Raw genomic sequence first — 17,196 nt, 5'->3', positions numbered from 1 at the left:
ATCGGCAAGAAAAGTTGGTCCATGGTATATTGAATGTACAAAGAAACCGCTCCTTTGCTGATGTTTGGTCGTACTTACATCTTAGCAAGAAACGGTTTCTTTTGGATTGGACACTTCGTGAAAATGAAGGGGCTGGTCAGGAGTCATCTTACAGATGGCTTTTGGTACAGCCCCTTTTGATACCTGCCGAGTATTCCTGATTTTATACGTTTTTTGTGTCAGCGGCAGTCTGTTTTAGAATTAGATTACAATAGCTCTGGAAACAATAACCAACAGAATAAACAGAACGAGTATAACTCCAGTGGTAGTAAAACCGAAACCTCCACAGCTAAAACCTCCACAGCTAAAACCAGCAACAGTACTCATTGTTCAACACCTCCTTGATTTAACTACATCAACAACTTATGAGCGAATAACAAATTTTGTTTGGACAAATGAACAGATTGTTAGCATATTTTATTAACCTTACCTTACATGTTTTATCTATAAGGGCGACAACTAGGTTCAATCGGACCTTATCGGAATTGCCTCAGTTAATTAATCAAGGATTTTCGGTTTATAACGATTTAGTTAAGTGATTCTGAAGTTTCCTTAGCTTCAGACTCATTTCCTTTACCTGTGACTTTAGCAAATTTATTCGTTTGTTCATATAGTGTTCTTGTAGTACAAAAACAAGTGAAAGGAGTTTTGCACAATGGGTGGTTTTGGTTACGGTGTAAAGCTTTCATCTAACATGAATTGGAAAAGTCATCTCCAGAAATATAATTTATAACCTACATTGTAAGGATTACCAGCTTGTAAAAGAGAAGAAATATAATGACCATATTCTTTTAGCAATTCATAGTTTCTCCCTTTTCGCTTAAAATTCTGTTTTTTTAATGGCCTTAAAATTGGGATACTCAAAAATGTGCACTTGCTGGAAACAACAGCTAACATAGATTGCTCGTCTTCACCTTATAAAATGAAAGAAGCCCCTATGTCTTAGGAACTTCTCCGAAAGGGGGCTGTTGCGTGCCGGTCATGTAGCACACTTTATTAAATTCAATATCACTTTGATTGATGTGGGTTCACTTCTCTTCCTGTTACATTAATCCAAGAATAAACATATTCAGGTTTAAGCAACTACAGCTCTCTCAGTGCCGCGCTCAAGTAGTAGATCCCTTGGTGGAGGGCCGGCTGATTTGTTACCGGAAATTGTCTGTACCTATCTTACCCATAAAGAGTACTCGGGGAAGCAGGGTATCAGAAAGAAGCCCTCTGTCAAAAAGGTACAAATTCATATTGAAGAAACGAAACCTCTGAGATCCTTCTGTCAGCCTTTCAAATCTTGAAACAGAACCGTAGGCGTCTCCTCGTTTTTGATTTGGTGCTGGAACCGTTTTTAAAAGATCGCCTGTAAAAGTAATAGGCACATACTACGGAAGGTTGTGTCCAAATGAATACTGTTGTAGCGATAATTGGAGAAGGTTTACTGGCTGACTTTGTAAGCAGAGAATTGTCTGCCCACTATAAAGTCGTTCATCAGACCGATTTTATAATAGGAGCTCCAAGAGCGGCTGAACTAGTTTTAGTGATACATGATGACTGGCATTCCTTCGATTATCTTAAGACTGAAGAGATACTGCAGCAGGTCGGCATACCTTGCCTGCACGGTTTCGTTTCATTGAATGAAGGGGTAGTCGGACCGTTAGTTCATCCGGGCAAACCGGGATGCTCCCTGTGTGCGGACACCCGTCGATTTATGGCGAGAAGCGAGTCCAATGAAATGGTAAATTTACTAAATGTGTTGACCCTGCCCGGGGACATCCCCCGTAATGTAAGAATATCGCCTTCAGGATTACGCCATGTAGCTCATCTGCTTGTTTCAGAGACACAGAGAGTACTTCAGGACGACAAAGCCTACACGGAAGACCATATGTATATAATTAACCTTAAAACGCTAAAGACCTCACTGCATTTCGTTCTGCCTGACCCGCTGTGCCCAGTATGCGGCCAATTGCCTTACGATTCATCCACTGGAGCCCGAATTTCATTGGAACCAAGACCCAAAACAAACGCCGAGAGTTATCGTTGCCGTTCGGTAGATGATCTGAAAAAAGTTATGGTCAAAGACTATCTGGATTCCAGAACAGGTCTATTTAATGCAAAAATGCAAGATCTCGTATCGCCTTTTGCTTCTGTGACTGTGAATCTACCGACTTTCACGACGGGAGATGAGGTAACTGGAGGACGGAGCCACTCTTATGCGGAAAGCGAATTGACCGCCATTCTAGAAGGTTTGGAGCGTCGATGCGGATTGGCCCCCCACGGTAAACAAACCGTGATATACGACAGTTTTAACAATCTTGCAGATAAAGCACTCGATCCAGTCAAGGTCGGCTTATACACTAAGGAACAATACGCTCAGCCTGATTTCCCGTTCGAACCTTTTGATCCTGATAGCCCAATGAATTGGGTATGGGGCTTTTCGTTCATGCGCGAGCGCCCGATTCTTGTTCCAGAGAGTCTTGCCTACTATAGCTCAATCTACGGTGGTGGTTTTGTGCAAGAAGGTTCAAACGGATGCGCTTTAGGGGGAAGTTTAGAAGAAGCCATTTTCTACGGAATGTTGGAAGTGGTTGAGCGAGACTCGTTCCTGATGACTTGGTATGCAAAATTGCCTGTCCCCCGCCTTGACCCCTTTTCTGCTAATGATCAAGAACTACAGTTGATGATTGAAAGGTTACAGGCAGTCGCCGGATATAACATTCATTTATTTAACATAACGATGGAGAATGGAATTCCAAGCATTTGGGCATTGGCGAAAACCCAGAATCCGGAGGAAGAAATGAATATCATCTGTGCGGCCGGAGCCCATGTAGATCCTATACGGGCAGCAAAAAGTGCGATTCACGAATTGGCTGGCATGTTGTTAATACTTCAAGAGAAATTTAAAGCGAGCCGGGAGGATTTCGTAAAAATGTTCCATGATTCATATTTGGTACAGCAAATGGAGGACCATGTAATGCTGTACAGTTTACCACAAGCGGAGGAGCGGCTACAATTCTTGTTGGATAGACAGCGTTCATTGTGCATGTTTGATGAGGAATTTAAGCGAAAGGTAAGTCACTCGGATCTGACGGATGATCTAAAGGACTTGGTTAACGTGTTTCGCCAATTGAACCTCGATGTGATTGTAGTAGATCAGACTTCACCGGAAACACTTCGAAACGGGTTATATTGCGTAAAAGTGCTTATTCCAGGAATGCTGCCAATGACGTTCGGACATCACCTTACCCGCTTGTCAGAGCTAGAAAGAGTGCTTAGAATACCAATGGAGCTTGGGTATGCGAAGATACCGCTAACGATTGAGCAGCTTAACCCATATCCTCATCCTTTTGTATAAAACGTTGCCTGAACGAGCTTACTTTAGCCCCAATTCGTTGTAGTAACCTCTATTCTTCCCTGCAGCTTCAGAAGATGCAGCTGAGCGGAAAATACCTGCAGGCCATAATCGCCCCTTCTCCATGACATGGACCAGCCAGCCAAATTCCTCGTTACGATACCCGGTGATATAAACCTCCGCATACTGATAATTTATTATCTTCAACCATTCGTTAGTTCGCCTTGAAATATAACGGCTATCCTTCATTTTAGCCACAATTCCACCACCCTCTTTTCAATGGAACGATATAACTCCTTACCGCTACAGTCGATCTGCGGAACCAAGATAAAGTCTTCGTCGGGTTCTAAAGCGGACTCAAGAATGGCTCGCCACTCACTACATTCTCGCATTTATTAAATACGCTATGGTAGCCGATTTTACTGGAACAATGGCAAAAATGGCTCTGTTCGCATCAAAGCGAAAGAGCCATTTCTCCTTTTTGTTCATTTTTTCGGATAACCGGCCACTTACTAAACAAGGGCTAGACATCAATACAAATATTCAGCAAGTGGGCAAATCGCTTAGGTAAATGCCTATAAAATCCGGAAAACCCCGTTCATATTGTAAACTTGAAATAGCTTTCACTGGATGTTTGCTTAATTTTCTTTGCCTGTTTTACCGCTGTAGTGATGAACATGTGGGATGCGTCCATTTACAGTAGTATTCCCTTCAAAGTAATGAATGTGTCCACCACCAGGAAGCTGGATTGCGGGGCCTGTGACTCCATGAATGATATGAATATGGCCATCGTTAAATGTTGTTTCAGCGTAATAGCCATGAGTGTGCTGCACGCCGCTGGGTGCCGGTTCTGTAGTTCCGGCATACCGGTGTGCATGACCGACGTCATAAGAGGTTGTGCCGGCAAATGGATGGACATGTATAGGTCTGCCGTCCCATGAGGTGATATACAATTTGTGTGAATGGTCGGACTCTTCGTTACCTGAACACACGACAAATCCCTTAATCGGAATTTCTTTCATCCACGTTTACCCCCTGCTGGACATTTAGGACAAGACATTCTAAACTCACCTCTTTTGAATTTTTATAACCAATAATTGTATATGTAATCCTTCGAGAGTGTGCTTGTTCGTTTGTCTTAATAAAATCCCATAAACAGGTAGAAAAGGTGCTGTCTATGGGATATGAGTCATGTCCCGACAGTATAATAACCCATATTATTAACAATCTTTTGCTTGTAAACATCCTTGATAAAATAATCCTTCAGGTATATACAACTAGCTTTCAGCAAAAGAAATGGATCTTGTCGTTTAAAATTAGGGCTATACAAGTAGGAACTAAAATCTGTCGGCGTACCATCACACGATCTGTTAACTCCTTTATATTGTGCCAGTTCATTCAAGAAAATCTTGGTTCTCTGTCCAGTATGATATGTCCTTGTCCTAATTCGATCTCAAAAAAGCCTGCCATATCCCGTGGGAAATCAATGTTCTTGTTGCTTCCAATTAATATGATATTCCTTATGTCAGACACATCCTTTCCCGGTAGGGAAAAAGCTTTTGTGTAAACATAGGTTTCTCTAAGAGTCGTATGAATGGCATTAATTAGTTTATCGTTCTTGGCTTTTCCCATTAGATTCATGATAATAGATCCCCGAGAGTTGAGCTTTTCCTTGGTCATTTCGAAAAATTCCATGGTTGTTAAATGAACCGGAGTACCCTCTTTGGTGAAGGCATCCAGGATAATATAATCAAATTCATTCGGTTCTTCATTCATAAGGATCTGGCGGCCATCTCCGACAATAACATTATCCTTTTTGTATCTAAAAAACGCCTTGCTTAACTCCACCACTTTCTCGTCGATTTCCGCTGTTCTAAATCGCTTGTTCTGGTAATGGCCTGCGATCGTACCAATCCCATGGCCTATGATAAACACGTTTTCGAAATGAGGATCGTTACATTCCATTAATTGTATAATTGCCCTCGGGTATTCTAGCACGATGCGCTTCGGATCCATCAAGTCTATTGCACCTTGTATAGCATCATCTGAAAACTGCAAGAATCGATATTTCCCTATTTCCCCATATAACTGGGTAGCATCATATACTGTAATCTCATTACACTTGCTTAACTCCTTAGCTAATAGATGCAAGTCATCTATCTCCTTCAGTACAATGAATTAGCGTCCCCTGTTAGCTTCAACGCTTCCAACACTTATCTTCAATAAGAAGAAGGGTAACACAATCGGTACAACCGAATTGTCACCCTTGCCATGTCTTCCACGGTATACTAGGAACTCCCCGGCTCATAGGAAGTGGAACGTCCAACATCTCGCTTATCATATAGAATAAATATCGTCCCGTATCGGCTAATCGTTGACAGAATTGTTCATCCCAATAAACCATCGAACACATGGCTCCCATAATCAGTAAGATGGCTGGATCCTTTGAAACAGGGTTCTTAACCCAATTCCGATTATAACATACTTCATTCCTGTTATGGTTTAGGCACATACTTCTTATCAAATGGTTGAAAGAGTGCGTTAACTTGCCCGTTATCGGAGCGAAAGGGCTGCCAGCCGGCAGCCCTTTCGGTATTAAACAATCATTATCCCTTAGTTGTGTATCCAGAGCGAGAGTCGATTTAATCGATTGCTTGCTATGGTTTCAGCACGACCTTGATGCAATCTTCCTCATGATCGTTAAAGATCTTATAAACATCTGCCGCTCTCTCGAGCGGGACCTGGTGCGTGATGATTTCCGTTGGATCAAATTCACCAGCCGTAATCTTTTCAAACAGCATAGGCATGTAGTGGATGACAGGAGCCTGTCCCATCTTCAGAGTGATATTCCGTTCGAAAATATTGCCGAGCGGGAACATGTTGTACTTGGCGCCGTACACACCGGTGAGCTGGATCGTCCCGAATTTCCGGACGGCATCTAATGCGATTTTGATTGGACTAAGTGTTCCGCCTTGAAGCTTGAGCTTCTGTTCAATGGCCTCGATCGTGGACTTCTTGCCGTCCATGCCCACGCAATCGATGACAACGTCCGCTCCGCCTTTGGTCATTTCCCTTATATACTTGCCCACATCGTCGTAATCGTTATAGTCATCAAAATTGATTATTTCGACATTGTTCATTTTTTTCGCATGGTTGAGCCGATATGGGACATTATCGATTGCGATCACTCTCTTGGCCCCTCTCATCCATGCGAATTTTTGCGTCATCAGTCCAACAGGACCGCAGCCCAGCACGACGACCGTATCTCCTTGTTCCACGCCGGCGTTCTCTACACTCCAATAGGCGGTAGGGAGAACATCTGACATAAACAACAGCGCTTCATCCGGAAGTTCGCAGGACTCCGGTATGACGAACGGCATGAAGTTGCCGTACGGAACGTGAAGATATTCCGCTTGGCCCCCCGGGTAGTTGCCGTAACGTTCCGTGAAACCGAAATATCCGCCCGAATCGATGGCTGAATCTTTATTCGAATGATCACATTGACTTTCCATCTCGTGATGGCAATAGAAACATTGGCCGCAAGAGATATTGAATGGCAACACGACCCGGTCGCCTTTCTTTACCCTTGTGACACCAGGGGACACTTCTTCGACAATTCCCATAGGCTCATGTCCGATCACATAATCCTTGGCTGCCGGTAATGCTCCTTGATAGATATGAAGATCTGACCCGCAAATGGCTGTAGAGGTAATCCGCACAATAATGTCGTCAGACTTATGCAACTTCGGATCTGCGACTTCCTTAACCTGGATGTCCTTTGCTCCCTGAAACGTTACGGCTTTCATGTAATACCTCCCTGGATTATTACTGGTCAAATACAACAATACTTACCCTTTCATCAGAGTATAAAAACATACTGCCCAGAAAAGAGCAATGCAAAACACACATCCGATGTTATGTTGCAGCAAAAGACCGGGGAAGCCAGTCTTTTACCAAAAAAATATAAAAGGCGAATGCGATGACTAGTAGCGACTAAGAAGCATCTGTTCTGTATTTGAACAAAACACTTGGCAGCTGCTTAACCTTTCATAAAGATCTGCTTACATCGCAATAGACTCTACACAGCTGCCGAGGATAATCCTTAATCCAAAGACATCTGCCTGCGCCGCTAGCACAGAAAAATGAGCAGACCCGAGTTGCGGAGCCTGCTCTTTCGTGTAGGTTGAAGTATTGTTTCCCGTTTAAATGAAACTATTATTTAACAAGTTTCAAGTTTACTACACTACCAGTATGTGAATAGACATGACGTTGAATTACTTTGTTACGATATGATACTGTGTAAGAACTCTTCTTATTTACACTACCATAACGTTTGATTACTAACGGCTTTGTTTTTTTACAGATCGTATTCCAGCTACACTTCCAAGAATTCAATTCGCTCTTAGTAACCTTTGTGTAAAAAGGACCATAAATTGCTCCACCTGGAATAACTTCTGTTGCAGCGTTTACAGAAGGAGAAACAGCAGTACCTACTCCTGCAACAAGGGCACATGCCATAAATACTTTACCCATCTTTTGTTTTAAATTCATTTTCAAAACTCCTCTCGTGGTAGGACGATCTCGCCGTTGTTCTATTCACCAGTATTTTGTTTAATGAAACGGTAACTTCGTATGTAGTCGACACAGAATTCGCATAAAAGGGCTATTTTCAGCCCTTTAGCCCAAATTTATGATAAACCAACTCCAAAGGTATGAATATTTACGGTTGCAAAACCACGATTCTACTTGCAAAATAGTTTTATCCCATAAAGAACAGAAAAAACAGTTCACAACATGCAAAGAATGTTCTAGACTGTCCTGCTGCTTTCCATGACCGTGGAACCTCCACTTCTTCCTTGTTATAATATTGTTTTTTAAGTTAAAAGCCATATTATGTTTATTGAGATGTAAAACACTGGATCGACCAGTTCGGTCCGTTTGTCACGTAACAGGTGTTTTTTTCCCGATTCATCCTCGATCCATATCGCCTTAGTTAACTTCATCACATTACCATATTGAATAATGTACAAAATGGCATAGTAAAATACCGGCTGCCAAGAACACGCAGTCGGCTTTTATTGTGCACACGTACCGGCAAAAGTGCGACATGCGAAGGTGTTGCGGAAATGAACCAGTTACTTTTCACTATGGCTGTACATAGCTGTACATATATTTGAGCTTCAACAAAAGCTGGCCTAATGGGTCTCGACCGACGGACACTCGCAACGCGTTTTCTTTGCCGCTTACGTCGCCTACAGCGTTCATCCGAAACGTATCGAACCCGAAGCTTCCGCCGGACACGAAATGTACCTCCTCGGGCGACGACACGACAAAATCATCAATCCAGGCTTGATATTCCTGCTCCGAACGATGCCCCGGAAGTTGAATATAAAAGACCGAACCGATCCAATTCCTACCGTTCAAATCATATTGGGAAGAAGGCTCCACCGAGCGGTAAAAAGCCGCAACTTTCCCCTCCCGCGCCATATGACTCAAAAAGGCGTCCATCCAGTAGGCATTGCGGTTTAATCTGGATAAGCGGGCCGTTAACCGCTTAAGGTCAGGTGCCGGCAACTGACGGACGGTGAGCGGATCGGCACCCGCGTCCAGGAGCGACAACAGAGCAACCCACTTCTCACGATGTGATTCGCTTCTCAGCGTCCTACCAACGGCGACTAGATAACCTACATTAGCCAGCTCAAGGCCGTACTGCATGTACTTGATCCCGCTTTCTACACTGATCAGCACGACATGAGGCGGCAGTCGGTCCGCATACCTCTCGAACAACGGGTTAGCCACACTCGTCAGCGTCCGGTCCACGATGACATAAAGCGGCTGGCTCTGTTTGTGACAAGACAAGCCTTCAAATAGCCTCGCAAGATCAACTGCGGGCCTAACCGGCCAGCACATTCCAGGATCCACAAGCAAACAGCCGATAGGCTTGTTGGCCTCCACTTCCATATAGATCTCCGCCGGATCCAGTTCCAACGGGGTGATCATTAGCGTTTTGGCCAAGTCAACCCCTTCGCAATAGAAGCCTTTTTGATAATAAAATGGGAGGGTTTCACGTGTGAAGGTCTTATAAGCGATCAACGCAAGCTCCAGCGCCTTCATTCCCGATGTCGTCAGAAAACCGACACTCTGCTTACGAATGTCTGCAGACAACGAGTAAAATGCCGCCAGCGAAGCCTCCTCGTACTCCTTAACCGTCTCGCTGCCATAGCTGCGCATGTATGTGCCTTGCTCCTCCTGTGCAAAACCTGCCTCCTCGGGGACATCCGGAGGAGGATTCTTAAGTCTTTTACATGGAGATTGCCAATCGCTTCCCGCCACGATCGCACCAAGCTGCTTGAAAAGCGTTCGAATTTCATACTTCACAGCAAGGTAAGCGTTCAAATCGCATTCTTCCAGCTTGGTTTCATATCCGGCCACCTGCTTCTCCAACACGTCCGCCTGACGTGTAAAAGCCGCCCTCAGCTCCCGTTCGAACTGTCCATGCGGAAAAGCGCCCCGGTAAAGCTCCAGCACCCTCCGGATTTCCAAAAGCAGCCAGCGAAGCTCAGACAAATCTTCTTTTCTGTCGTCTAATTCTTTATGAAATAAAGTTAAATCCGTTTTGAAATGATTATTATGCAAAAAGTTTTTCCAGTCAAATTCATTATGAACGAACTCTATCGTTGTTTGGTCCTTCATCCCACTCAACACCCCATCCGAAGTATACTTGGATGAAGTTACTTTACCCGTATTCAGCCCCGATCAAGCATGACGACAACTCTCTCCTTGAATTATGGATTTAAAAGCGATGTTATGATGTTGGCCCCTTTTTTTAACATTTAATGATCGCTCCCTACATATAGAAAACACCTGCATGTGGTTATGCAGGTGTTTAAACAGCTGTGGTATATCATATGCCAAACCGCGTAGGATAATCGGGACATCTAAGATTCCTCTCCGCCGGCAATGTCGATCGACAGAAACTAATATCCGCCACATTATAGAATTATGTCTTTATAGTGTTTTCGTAATAGGTTATCGAGGCCTTAGTGACAGCCGCTAACAAGCGATCCTCATCCACAGGCTTAACTATAAAATCAAATGCGCCGGACAACACGGCTTCCTTAACCATCGCAGCTTGTCCCATCGCCGAAGTAATCAAGATTTTCGCATTCGGATCGACAGAACGTATGGCTTTAGTAGCCGCAATTCCATCCTTCCGTGGCATCGTAATATCCATAGTCACCAAATCGGGCTTGAGCTCGTTATATTTTAAAATGGCATCATCTCCGTCCACGGCTTCACCCGCCACCTCATGGCCTGCCGATTCCAAGATTTTCCGAAGCGTCATCCGCATAAATGCAGCGTCATCCACAATTAAAACCCTCACGATGTTTTATCACTCCTAATCCACGATTGCACCGCTCACACGCCTTTTCCGATGAATTGGCAAATTCCCGAAACCTCCAGAATCAAAGCAACTCTCCCATCCCCCAAGATCGTAGCACCCGAAACGCCGCCTGTCTTGCCCACATAAGCGCCCAACGATTTCACCACGATCTCCTGATTCCCATTCAGTTCATCTACCACCAATGCGATTCGCTTGTCGGCAGTGCCTACCACGACAACAGGCATCTGTTTACGTTCATCCTGTGTCCTTGGAATACGGAAATGATCGTGCAGCCAGACGACCGGCAGCACTTCTTCCCGAATGACAACCACAGGGTCTTTTTTGATTGTTTGAAAGGCCTCTATCGGCATACGAACAATCTCTATGACGCAGCTCATCGGCAGAATAAAGGTCCTTCCGCTTAACTTGATTAACAGACCGGTAATAATCGCCAAAGTTAACGGTAGTTTGATTTTAAACCGGGTCCCTTCTCCCGGTTTGGATTCAATATCGATTAGACCGTTCAGTTTTTCGATATGATTGCGGACAATATCCATTCCGACTCCCCGACCGGATATATCACTGACGGCTGCCGCAGTTGAGAAGCCGGGGCGGAATATCAGATAGACGGCCTCCCGGTCGGAAAGCTTCTGGGCTTCGTCCTCCGTAACGACGCCTTTACGGACAGCCGATTCCCTTATTCGCCCGGGGTCGATACCCGGCCCGTCATCTTCTACCGTTATGACCACTTGGTTCTCTTCGTGTGCAGCAGTAATTCGCAGTATCCCTCTGGAAGGTTTCCCGACTCTTATTCGTTCCGCCGTCGTCTCCATCCCATGGTCCACCGCATTTCGGATTAAATGAATAAGCGGATCTCCAATTTCTTCAATGACCGTTCGATCCAGTTCGGTTTCACTTCCCCCAATGATCAATTCGATCTCTTTGTTCAATGACTGTGCTAAATCCCGAACCATTCGCGGAAACCGATTGAATAATTGCTCAAGCGGAAGCATGCGTACCTTCATGACGCTTTCCTGCAATTCCCCGATCACCCGGGAGACATGATCGGATACTTGCCCCAGTTCAGCCACCGTATCATCAGTCGTATAACGATGGTTTAATATATTTCCAACTTGGCTCATCCGAGTTTGATCAATGACAAGCTCTCCCACCAAGTTCATCAGATGCTCCAACCGTTCCACATCCACCCGGATCGTTTGCGGTTTCCGCTTCCCCTCTCCGGCAGCGGGCATGTTATCGTTTTTTTGAGAATTCATATGAATGCCTACTGTAGCTTCAAGGGGGTTACTTTCATTCATTTCCGCCAGGTAGAGAGAAGCCTCCGCTTCAGCCACATCCAAGAAGGATAGGAGGACATCTTGAATTTTCGATGCTTCAGCTTGAGAAGCTAGCAGAATAAGGAATTGTTCGTACACACTGTCGTCTTCTTCACGCAGATTCTCCGATGAGGGATCGCTATACAGAACCTCACCAATTGAACAAAGCTGTTGTAAGATCACAGCGGCACGAACCGATTTCATTACGCATTCAACGGTGAGCCTGACACGTACGACAAACACGCGAGACCCCTTTTCTTGTAATTGTACAGCCTTCAAGACGATATCCGGGCCAATCCTGGTTTGAAATGAAGAGGCCTGTTCATTAGTGATTACCGTATCTTGCCTGAACTGGTTTTTCGGCTTTATGGCACGCCTCAGTTCCTCCAATAATGGAGATATCTCTGTTGAGATGGCTTCTCCGGCAATAAACTCTTCTCTCAATATTTGCAGATGATCCAGGCAATTAAATAACAAATTGATCATTGCGCCTGTAACACGCACTTGCCGATTGCGCACTTGATCCAAGAGATGCTCCATTTCATGCGTCAGCTGCTTCATCTCTTCGAAACCCATCGCAGCAGAAGAACCCTTCAACGTGTGCGCTGCCCGAAATAAGCTTTGAATCGTTTCCCCCGATTCCCCGGCTTGCTCCAGATGCAATACGTCCTGATCCATGATTTGAAGCTGTTCTTCGACCTCGTCCAAAAATACGCTTTTGAGCTCGGACATATATAACGGATTCATCATACTTCCTCCTATACCCGAAGGATCTCTTCCAGTTTCAATATGCTGACCAACCCGGTGTCGGTACATCCGATCCCCGCAAAAAAGGAGCCATTCACGCTGCCGATTCGTTCCGGTGGAGGCTGTATGTCCGCAAAGCTCGTGACTTGATTCACTTGATCCACGACGATCCCCACCATCTCCTCGGCATAATTCACCACAACAATTCGGGTTGTCTTCGTTGGGGCCTTTTCCGGTAATCCAAATCGATTGCGCAAACCAATGATCGGCACAATACTACCCCGCAAATTAATGACACCATTCAAATATGATAAGCTATTAGGAATTTCGGTAATATCCTGCATCTTGATAATTTCATGAATTTCGTAGATTCTAAGCGCATATCTTTCTTTGCCGATGCCCACCTCTATGTACTGTTCATCCCGATTTTTTTCCATGAAAATTCACCTTCTTTATGTTCAGTGGTGGTACCCCAATCTGGTTAGATTGGGGTTGATTTAAACCATTCAAGTTGAGCGGATTAGTTAATTTTGAAAATCATAACCGTATTGTTCAGTTCTTCCGCCAGTTGCGATAGAGATTGAGCGGTGGACGCTGTTTCCTCGCTGCTGGCGGCCGACTCTTCGGTCGTTGCGGAGATGCTCTCAATCGATAGCAGCACTTCGGAGGACTGTGCGGCCTGCTCTTCGCTGGCGGCGGCAATTTCAGTAACTTTATGGGCGGTTTCATTAACCATGGACAGGATGTTGTCAAACGCTTCTCCTGTTTTCTGAGACGATATAACACCATCACCTACAGCTTTTACGCTTTGCTGGGTGTTTTCCTGCATTCCCTTAATAATGGAAGTGATCTGCTTGGTCGCTTCACTGCTGCGTTCGGCTAATTTGCGGACTTCATCGGCAACTACCGCAAAGCCCCTCCCCTGATCTCCAGCACGAGCCGCTTCAATCGCTGCGTTCAAAGCAAGCAGATTGGTCTGATCGGCGATATCGTCAATCACTTCAATAATTTCCCCGATCTTATTGGAGTCTTCCTCCAGCCTGGATACTTGCTGATTGACCAAATTCATCCCGTCAATGGAAGAGCGAACCACTTTCCCTCCATCCTGAGCAATCCCCATTGTTTTATTGGACAATTCCGAGGCTTGCTCTGCACTTTGAGCCACCGAATTGATGGCTGTAGACAATTCCTTGAACAGTTCGGACATCGTTTGCGCCGCAGTGGCCTGACTGTTGCTGCCGCTGGCAATCTCTTCCGTGGAGGCAGAAATTTGTTGTGCCGCTGCCGATACACTTTCCGCTGAAGCCAGAATGCCCCCGACGGTTGATCTTAAGCTTAACACCATGTCGTTAATTGATTTTGCTAAAATTCCGATCTCATCCTTGGTATCGATGTCCGTCGTTTCCCGCAAATCTCCCTTAGCCACCTTTGTGACTAATTCGACGACCTTGTTAAGAGGACTGGAGATAATTCGGGAAATGTAAATCCCTAAACCTATACTGATGACAAATGAAATGATAATGACAGAGATCGTGATAAATTGTGATGATGTATACACTTCCTTTGAATCGGCATATGCTGACTCTGCAACTTTCACATTGATATTGATAATTTCATTCAACGCATGATCCAATTCGTCACCCACTGCCGACAAATCGCCGGATAGCAGCTCTCTGAACTCATCATCCCGATTCGCATAGCTTAATTGCATCGCTTGATCGAATAACGGATTATATGCCTGCCAAGCGGAACTAAATTGTTGGACAGCCCGCTGCTGCTCCGGAGTTAAATTGCGCCCGCTGTATACATTGATTTTAGCTTCTATCTCTTTCCTGATTTCTTTGACTAGATCGTCGTACTTATCTTTCCCTGCACTGGTTTCCTCTCTTCCAATATCCCGAATGGCTATCCGCATCTGCTGGAACGCGATTCGTACTTCCGACATGTTTTTAACGGGTTGAAGCCTTTCGTGATACATATCTTCCAAGCTGGAATTAACCGTTCCCATGTTCGACAATCCAAAAAAACCAACACATGCTAAAATAATCGAAACCATAACAAAAGCCGTGATCAATTTCACGGATGTTTTTAAATCATAAAACCACTTCATCATCGTTTTCCTCATCTCATATCCATTTTAGTTTAATTTAAAACAAATCCATATCCACATTCCCTAATACCGCTTCCATATGGACCAGAGCGATAATCAATTCCTCATGATGGTACACTCCCCTCATCCAGCCATTCTCAGACCGGTAAGGGGGCGGACTAATATACTGTTCCGGCAATAACATTACCTTGTCCACTTCATCTACCACAATACCGATTTCCTTGCCTTTGGCATGTATAACAATAATGCGGGTTTTGGAATCTAACTCTTTTTCCGTTTCCAGAAAAACGCGATGCAGACTAATAATCGGGATTACTTTTTCCCTGAGATGAATCATTCCTAAGACCTCTCGCTGCGAATTGGGCGTCCAATTAACCGTTTGCATTCGGATGATTTCCGAAATTTCTTGAATAGGAAGGCCATACATACTTTTATTAATGGTAAAAACAGCAAATTGTTGATTTATAAAGCTCATTCTTCCACCCCCTTTCAACAAAAAAATCCTCCCGAAATAGGAGGACTTTCATCTCATTTCGGTAACTGGCTGGCGTAACATCATTTCGATGTGTTGTAGCCCCTATAGCTTTGCGACCCTATTTTTCAATAGGTGTGCCTTTTCGATTGTTTTTCGAACTCATGGGTGCTTCATGGCCTTAGGAATAGTACAATAGTATTCGTACAATTCATGTTGTTCGAAAAAAAAGGAGGAAAATTTATATATGCAGCAACAATTGTATCTGCCTAATAAGGCTCTGGTTCTTGAAGAAAATAACGCATCTTATTCGGATGACCAGATTGTTGCTATGTTTTTAGCCACAGCTCAACGTTCAGATTACACAATAAGGAATTATAAAAATGCGATAAGAAAATTCAAACTATTCATTGGAGATAAATCACTAAACGACGTCACATGGAGGGAAATTGAGGTTTACAAAATGGGGTTAATCAAAGGTATTTTCAATAACAAACCGAACGCTCCAGCAACTGTCGCCATTCATCTGGCACCACTGCGTTCCTTATTCAAATGGGCTAGTGATCCTAATATCGGGATTTTTGACCATAATCCTACTACATGTGTTCGTAGTCCCAAAATATCTGTTACCAGCAAAAATCACTACTTGACCAAACGAGAGGTCATTACATTATTAGAGCAGCTAAAAAGACAGGGATTTCGTGATTATGTCATTGGATTAACCCTTGTATTACTCGGATTGAGAGTGTCGGAATTAGTCTCCATTGAATGGGGACATTTCCATACCGATCCTGAAGAAACGACCAACTGGTTAACTGTGATTAACGGAAAGGGAGGAAAACAACGTGAAGTAAAAGTACCGGGGATGCTGTGGAACCTAATTGAAGAATTATATCGTCAAGGACAACAGGCGGGTTACAATCCGATTCAAGATAAACGAATATTCCCCTTTTCTGTAAGACTTATAGAAAAAATTATTCAGAAAGCACGTGAACAATGTGAATTTGAAAAGAAAGTGACTCCCCACTGGCTTAGACATACCAATGCAACTTTAGCCTTGCTCAATGGAGCTTCTTTGCAGCAAGTTCAAGAAAATCTTGGACATACACATATTAATACCACACAACGATACCTTCATACAGTGGGGCAGATAAATAAAGCAGCACCCGATTATGTTGCAGACTGTTTCAAAAATAAATATTAGTTAAATAGAACTATTTAATTACAAAAAAATCTATTGTTAAAATAGTTATTTCGGATTATAATACGCATGAACTACCTAAGAATAATGTCGCATAAGATATGATTGTGTCGAACAACATGAATTGTACGAATACCATTTTAGTCCTAAAAGAACCAAAGATTAGTTCTTAATGACTATATTCTGCGAACTTTTGAATGATCTGCACTTCTCTGAACTTGTTATCCCAAGAGCTTGACCTCCAGATCATGCTAGTATTCCCACTTTGGACGGCCATCTCTGCCTTACCGCCGCAGCCTCATCTACTCACTTGTCTTGGGATTCCTCATTCACCGGGTCCGTAAAAAAATGTGTCCCGTCTTCTTATGACCCTTATTTTTTATTTTGATTCATCAAAAGGATGCGAGTCAAGCCCACTTTCTATTCATTGTTTCAGGACATACCGCTAATATAAAGCGACTAAATGTTTGTGGGCAACAAAATGTTTCCATATAAAAAAAGCTATCCCAAATTTTATAATAGTTTGGGATAGCTTGATCAGGCATAAGACTCTAATAGCCTTA

14 protein-coding genes, 1 pseudogene and 1 riboswitch are annotated in these 17,196 nt (G+C 43.8%); of the genes and pseudogenes, 2 read left to right on the top strand and 13 right to left on the bottom strand.

What is annotated here, in order from left to right:
* Positions 1-240: 240 nt before the first annotated feature.
* Positions 241-366 (bottom strand): sporulation protein YjcZ, encoded by a 126-nt coding sequence (locus JOE45_RS23340; RefSeq protein ID WP_245246575.1) that lies wholly within the window; start codon positions 364-366, stop codon positions 241-243.
* 1,069 nt (positions 367-1,435) lie between these two features.
* Between JOE45_RS23340 and JOE45_RS03980 the strand changes: the two genes are divergently transcribed.
* Complete coding sequence (locus JOE45_RS03980; RefSeq protein ID WP_210021420.1) at positions 1,436-3,385, top strand: TOMM precursor leader peptide-binding protein; 1,950 nt, start codon at positions 1,436-1,438, stop codon at positions 3,383-3,385.
* An 18-nt stretch (positions 3,386-3,403) separates the two neighbouring features.
* Here JOE45_RS03980 and JOE45_RS03975 read toward each other — a convergent pair whose 3' ends face one another.
* The 12 genes and pseudogenes from JOE45_RS03975 to JOE45_RS03920 form a co-directional block, all read right to left on the bottom strand.
* Positions 3,404-3,640 (bottom strand): hypothetical protein, encoded by a 237-nt coding sequence (locus JOE45_RS03975; RefSeq protein ID WP_210021421.1) that lies wholly within the window; start codon positions 3,638-3,640, stop codon positions 3,404-3,406.
* Between the two features lie 380 nt (positions 3,641-4,020).
* On the bottom strand, positions 4,021-4,404 hold the full coding sequence (locus JOE45_RS03970; protein ID WP_210021422.1) for a YmaF family protein: 384 nt from the start codon (positions 4,402-4,404) through the stop codon (positions 4,021-4,023).
* Positions 4,405-4,780: 376 nt separating this feature from the next.
* Positions 4,781-5,551 carry a spermidine synthase gene (locus tag JOE45_RS03965; RefSeq protein ID WP_210023433.1) on the bottom strand — a complete coding sequence of 257 codons (771 nt, stop codon included), beginning with the start codon at positions 5,549-5,551 and terminating at the stop codon, positions 4,781-4,783.
* A gap of 122 nt (positions 5,552-5,673) precedes the next feature.
* Positions 5,674-5,825 (bottom strand): annotated as a pseudogene (locus tag JOE45_RS23945) (alpha/beta hydrolase); the annotation flags it as partial.
* A 214-nt stretch (positions 5,826-6,039) separates the two neighbouring features.
* The gene (locus JOE45_RS03955; RefSeq protein WP_210021423.1) at positions 6,040-7,188 is read right to left on the bottom strand and encodes a zinc-dependent alcohol dehydrogenase; all 1,149 of its coding nucleotides are present in this window, start codon (positions 7,186-7,188) and stop codon (positions 6,040-6,042) included.
* A 409-nt stretch (positions 7,189-7,597) separates the two neighbouring features.
* Positions 7,598-7,933 carry a hypothetical protein gene (locus JOE45_RS03950; protein WP_210021424.1) on the bottom strand — a complete coding sequence of 112 codons (336 nt, stop codon included), beginning with the start codon at positions 7,931-7,933 and terminating at the stop codon, positions 7,598-7,600.
* A 594-nt stretch (positions 7,934-8,527) separates the two neighbouring features.
* On the bottom strand, positions 8,528-10,075 hold the full coding sequence (locus tag JOE45_RS03945) for a hypothetical protein (RefSeq protein WP_210021425.1): 1,548 nt from the start codon (positions 10,073-10,075) through the stop codon (positions 8,528-8,530).
* A gap of 307 nt (positions 10,076-10,382) precedes the next feature.
* Entirely contained in the window at positions 10,383-10,766 is a 384-nt protein-coding gene (locus tag JOE45_RS03940; RefSeq protein WP_210021426.1) for a response regulator, read from the bottom strand.
* A gap of 35 nt (positions 10,767-10,801) precedes the next feature.
* Positions 10,802-12,853, bottom strand: a complete 2,052-nt coding sequence (locus JOE45_RS03935) for a chemotaxis protein CheA (RefSeq protein WP_245246573.1) — start codon at positions 12,851-12,853, stop codon at positions 10,802-10,804.
* A gap of 8 nt (positions 12,854-12,861) precedes the next feature.
* Positions 12,862-13,287 carry a chemotaxis protein CheW gene (locus tag JOE45_RS03930; protein WP_210021428.1) on the bottom strand — a complete coding sequence of 142 codons (426 nt, stop codon included), beginning with the start codon at positions 13,285-13,287 and terminating at the stop codon, positions 12,862-12,864.
* Positions 13,288-13,370: 83 nt separating this feature from the next.
* Positions 13,371-14,960: a methyl-accepting chemotaxis protein gene (locus JOE45_RS03925; protein WP_210023434.1), complete on the bottom strand. Its 1,590-nt coding sequence runs from the start codon at positions 14,958-14,960 to the stop codon at positions 13,371-13,373.
* Positions 14,961-14,997: 37 nt separating this feature from the next.
* Complete coding sequence (locus JOE45_RS03920) at positions 14,998-15,435, bottom strand: chemotaxis protein CheW (protein WP_210021429.1); 438 nt, start codon at positions 15,433-15,435, stop codon at positions 14,998-15,000.
* Positions 15,436-15,492: 57 nt separating this feature from the next.
* Positions 15,493-15,584, bottom strand: a riboswitch (cyclic di-GMP riboswitch).
* Positions 15,585-15,679: 95 nt separating this feature from the next.
* Between JOE45_RS03920 and JOE45_RS03915 the strand changes: the two genes are divergently transcribed.
* On the top strand, positions 15,680-16,636 hold the full coding sequence (locus tag JOE45_RS03915) for a tyrosine-type recombinase/integrase (protein WP_210021430.1): 957 nt from the start codon (positions 15,680-15,682) through the stop codon (positions 16,634-16,636).
* Positions 16,637-17,196 lie beyond the last annotated feature (560 nt).

This window comes from Paenibacillus sp. PvR098 (assembly GCF_017833255.1).
GTDB lineage: Bacteria > Bacillota > Bacilli > Paenibacillales > NBRC-103111 > Paenibacillus_G.
Note: the sequence above shows the minus strand (reverse complement) of the source record. Positions and strands in the feature narration are given on the sequence as shown.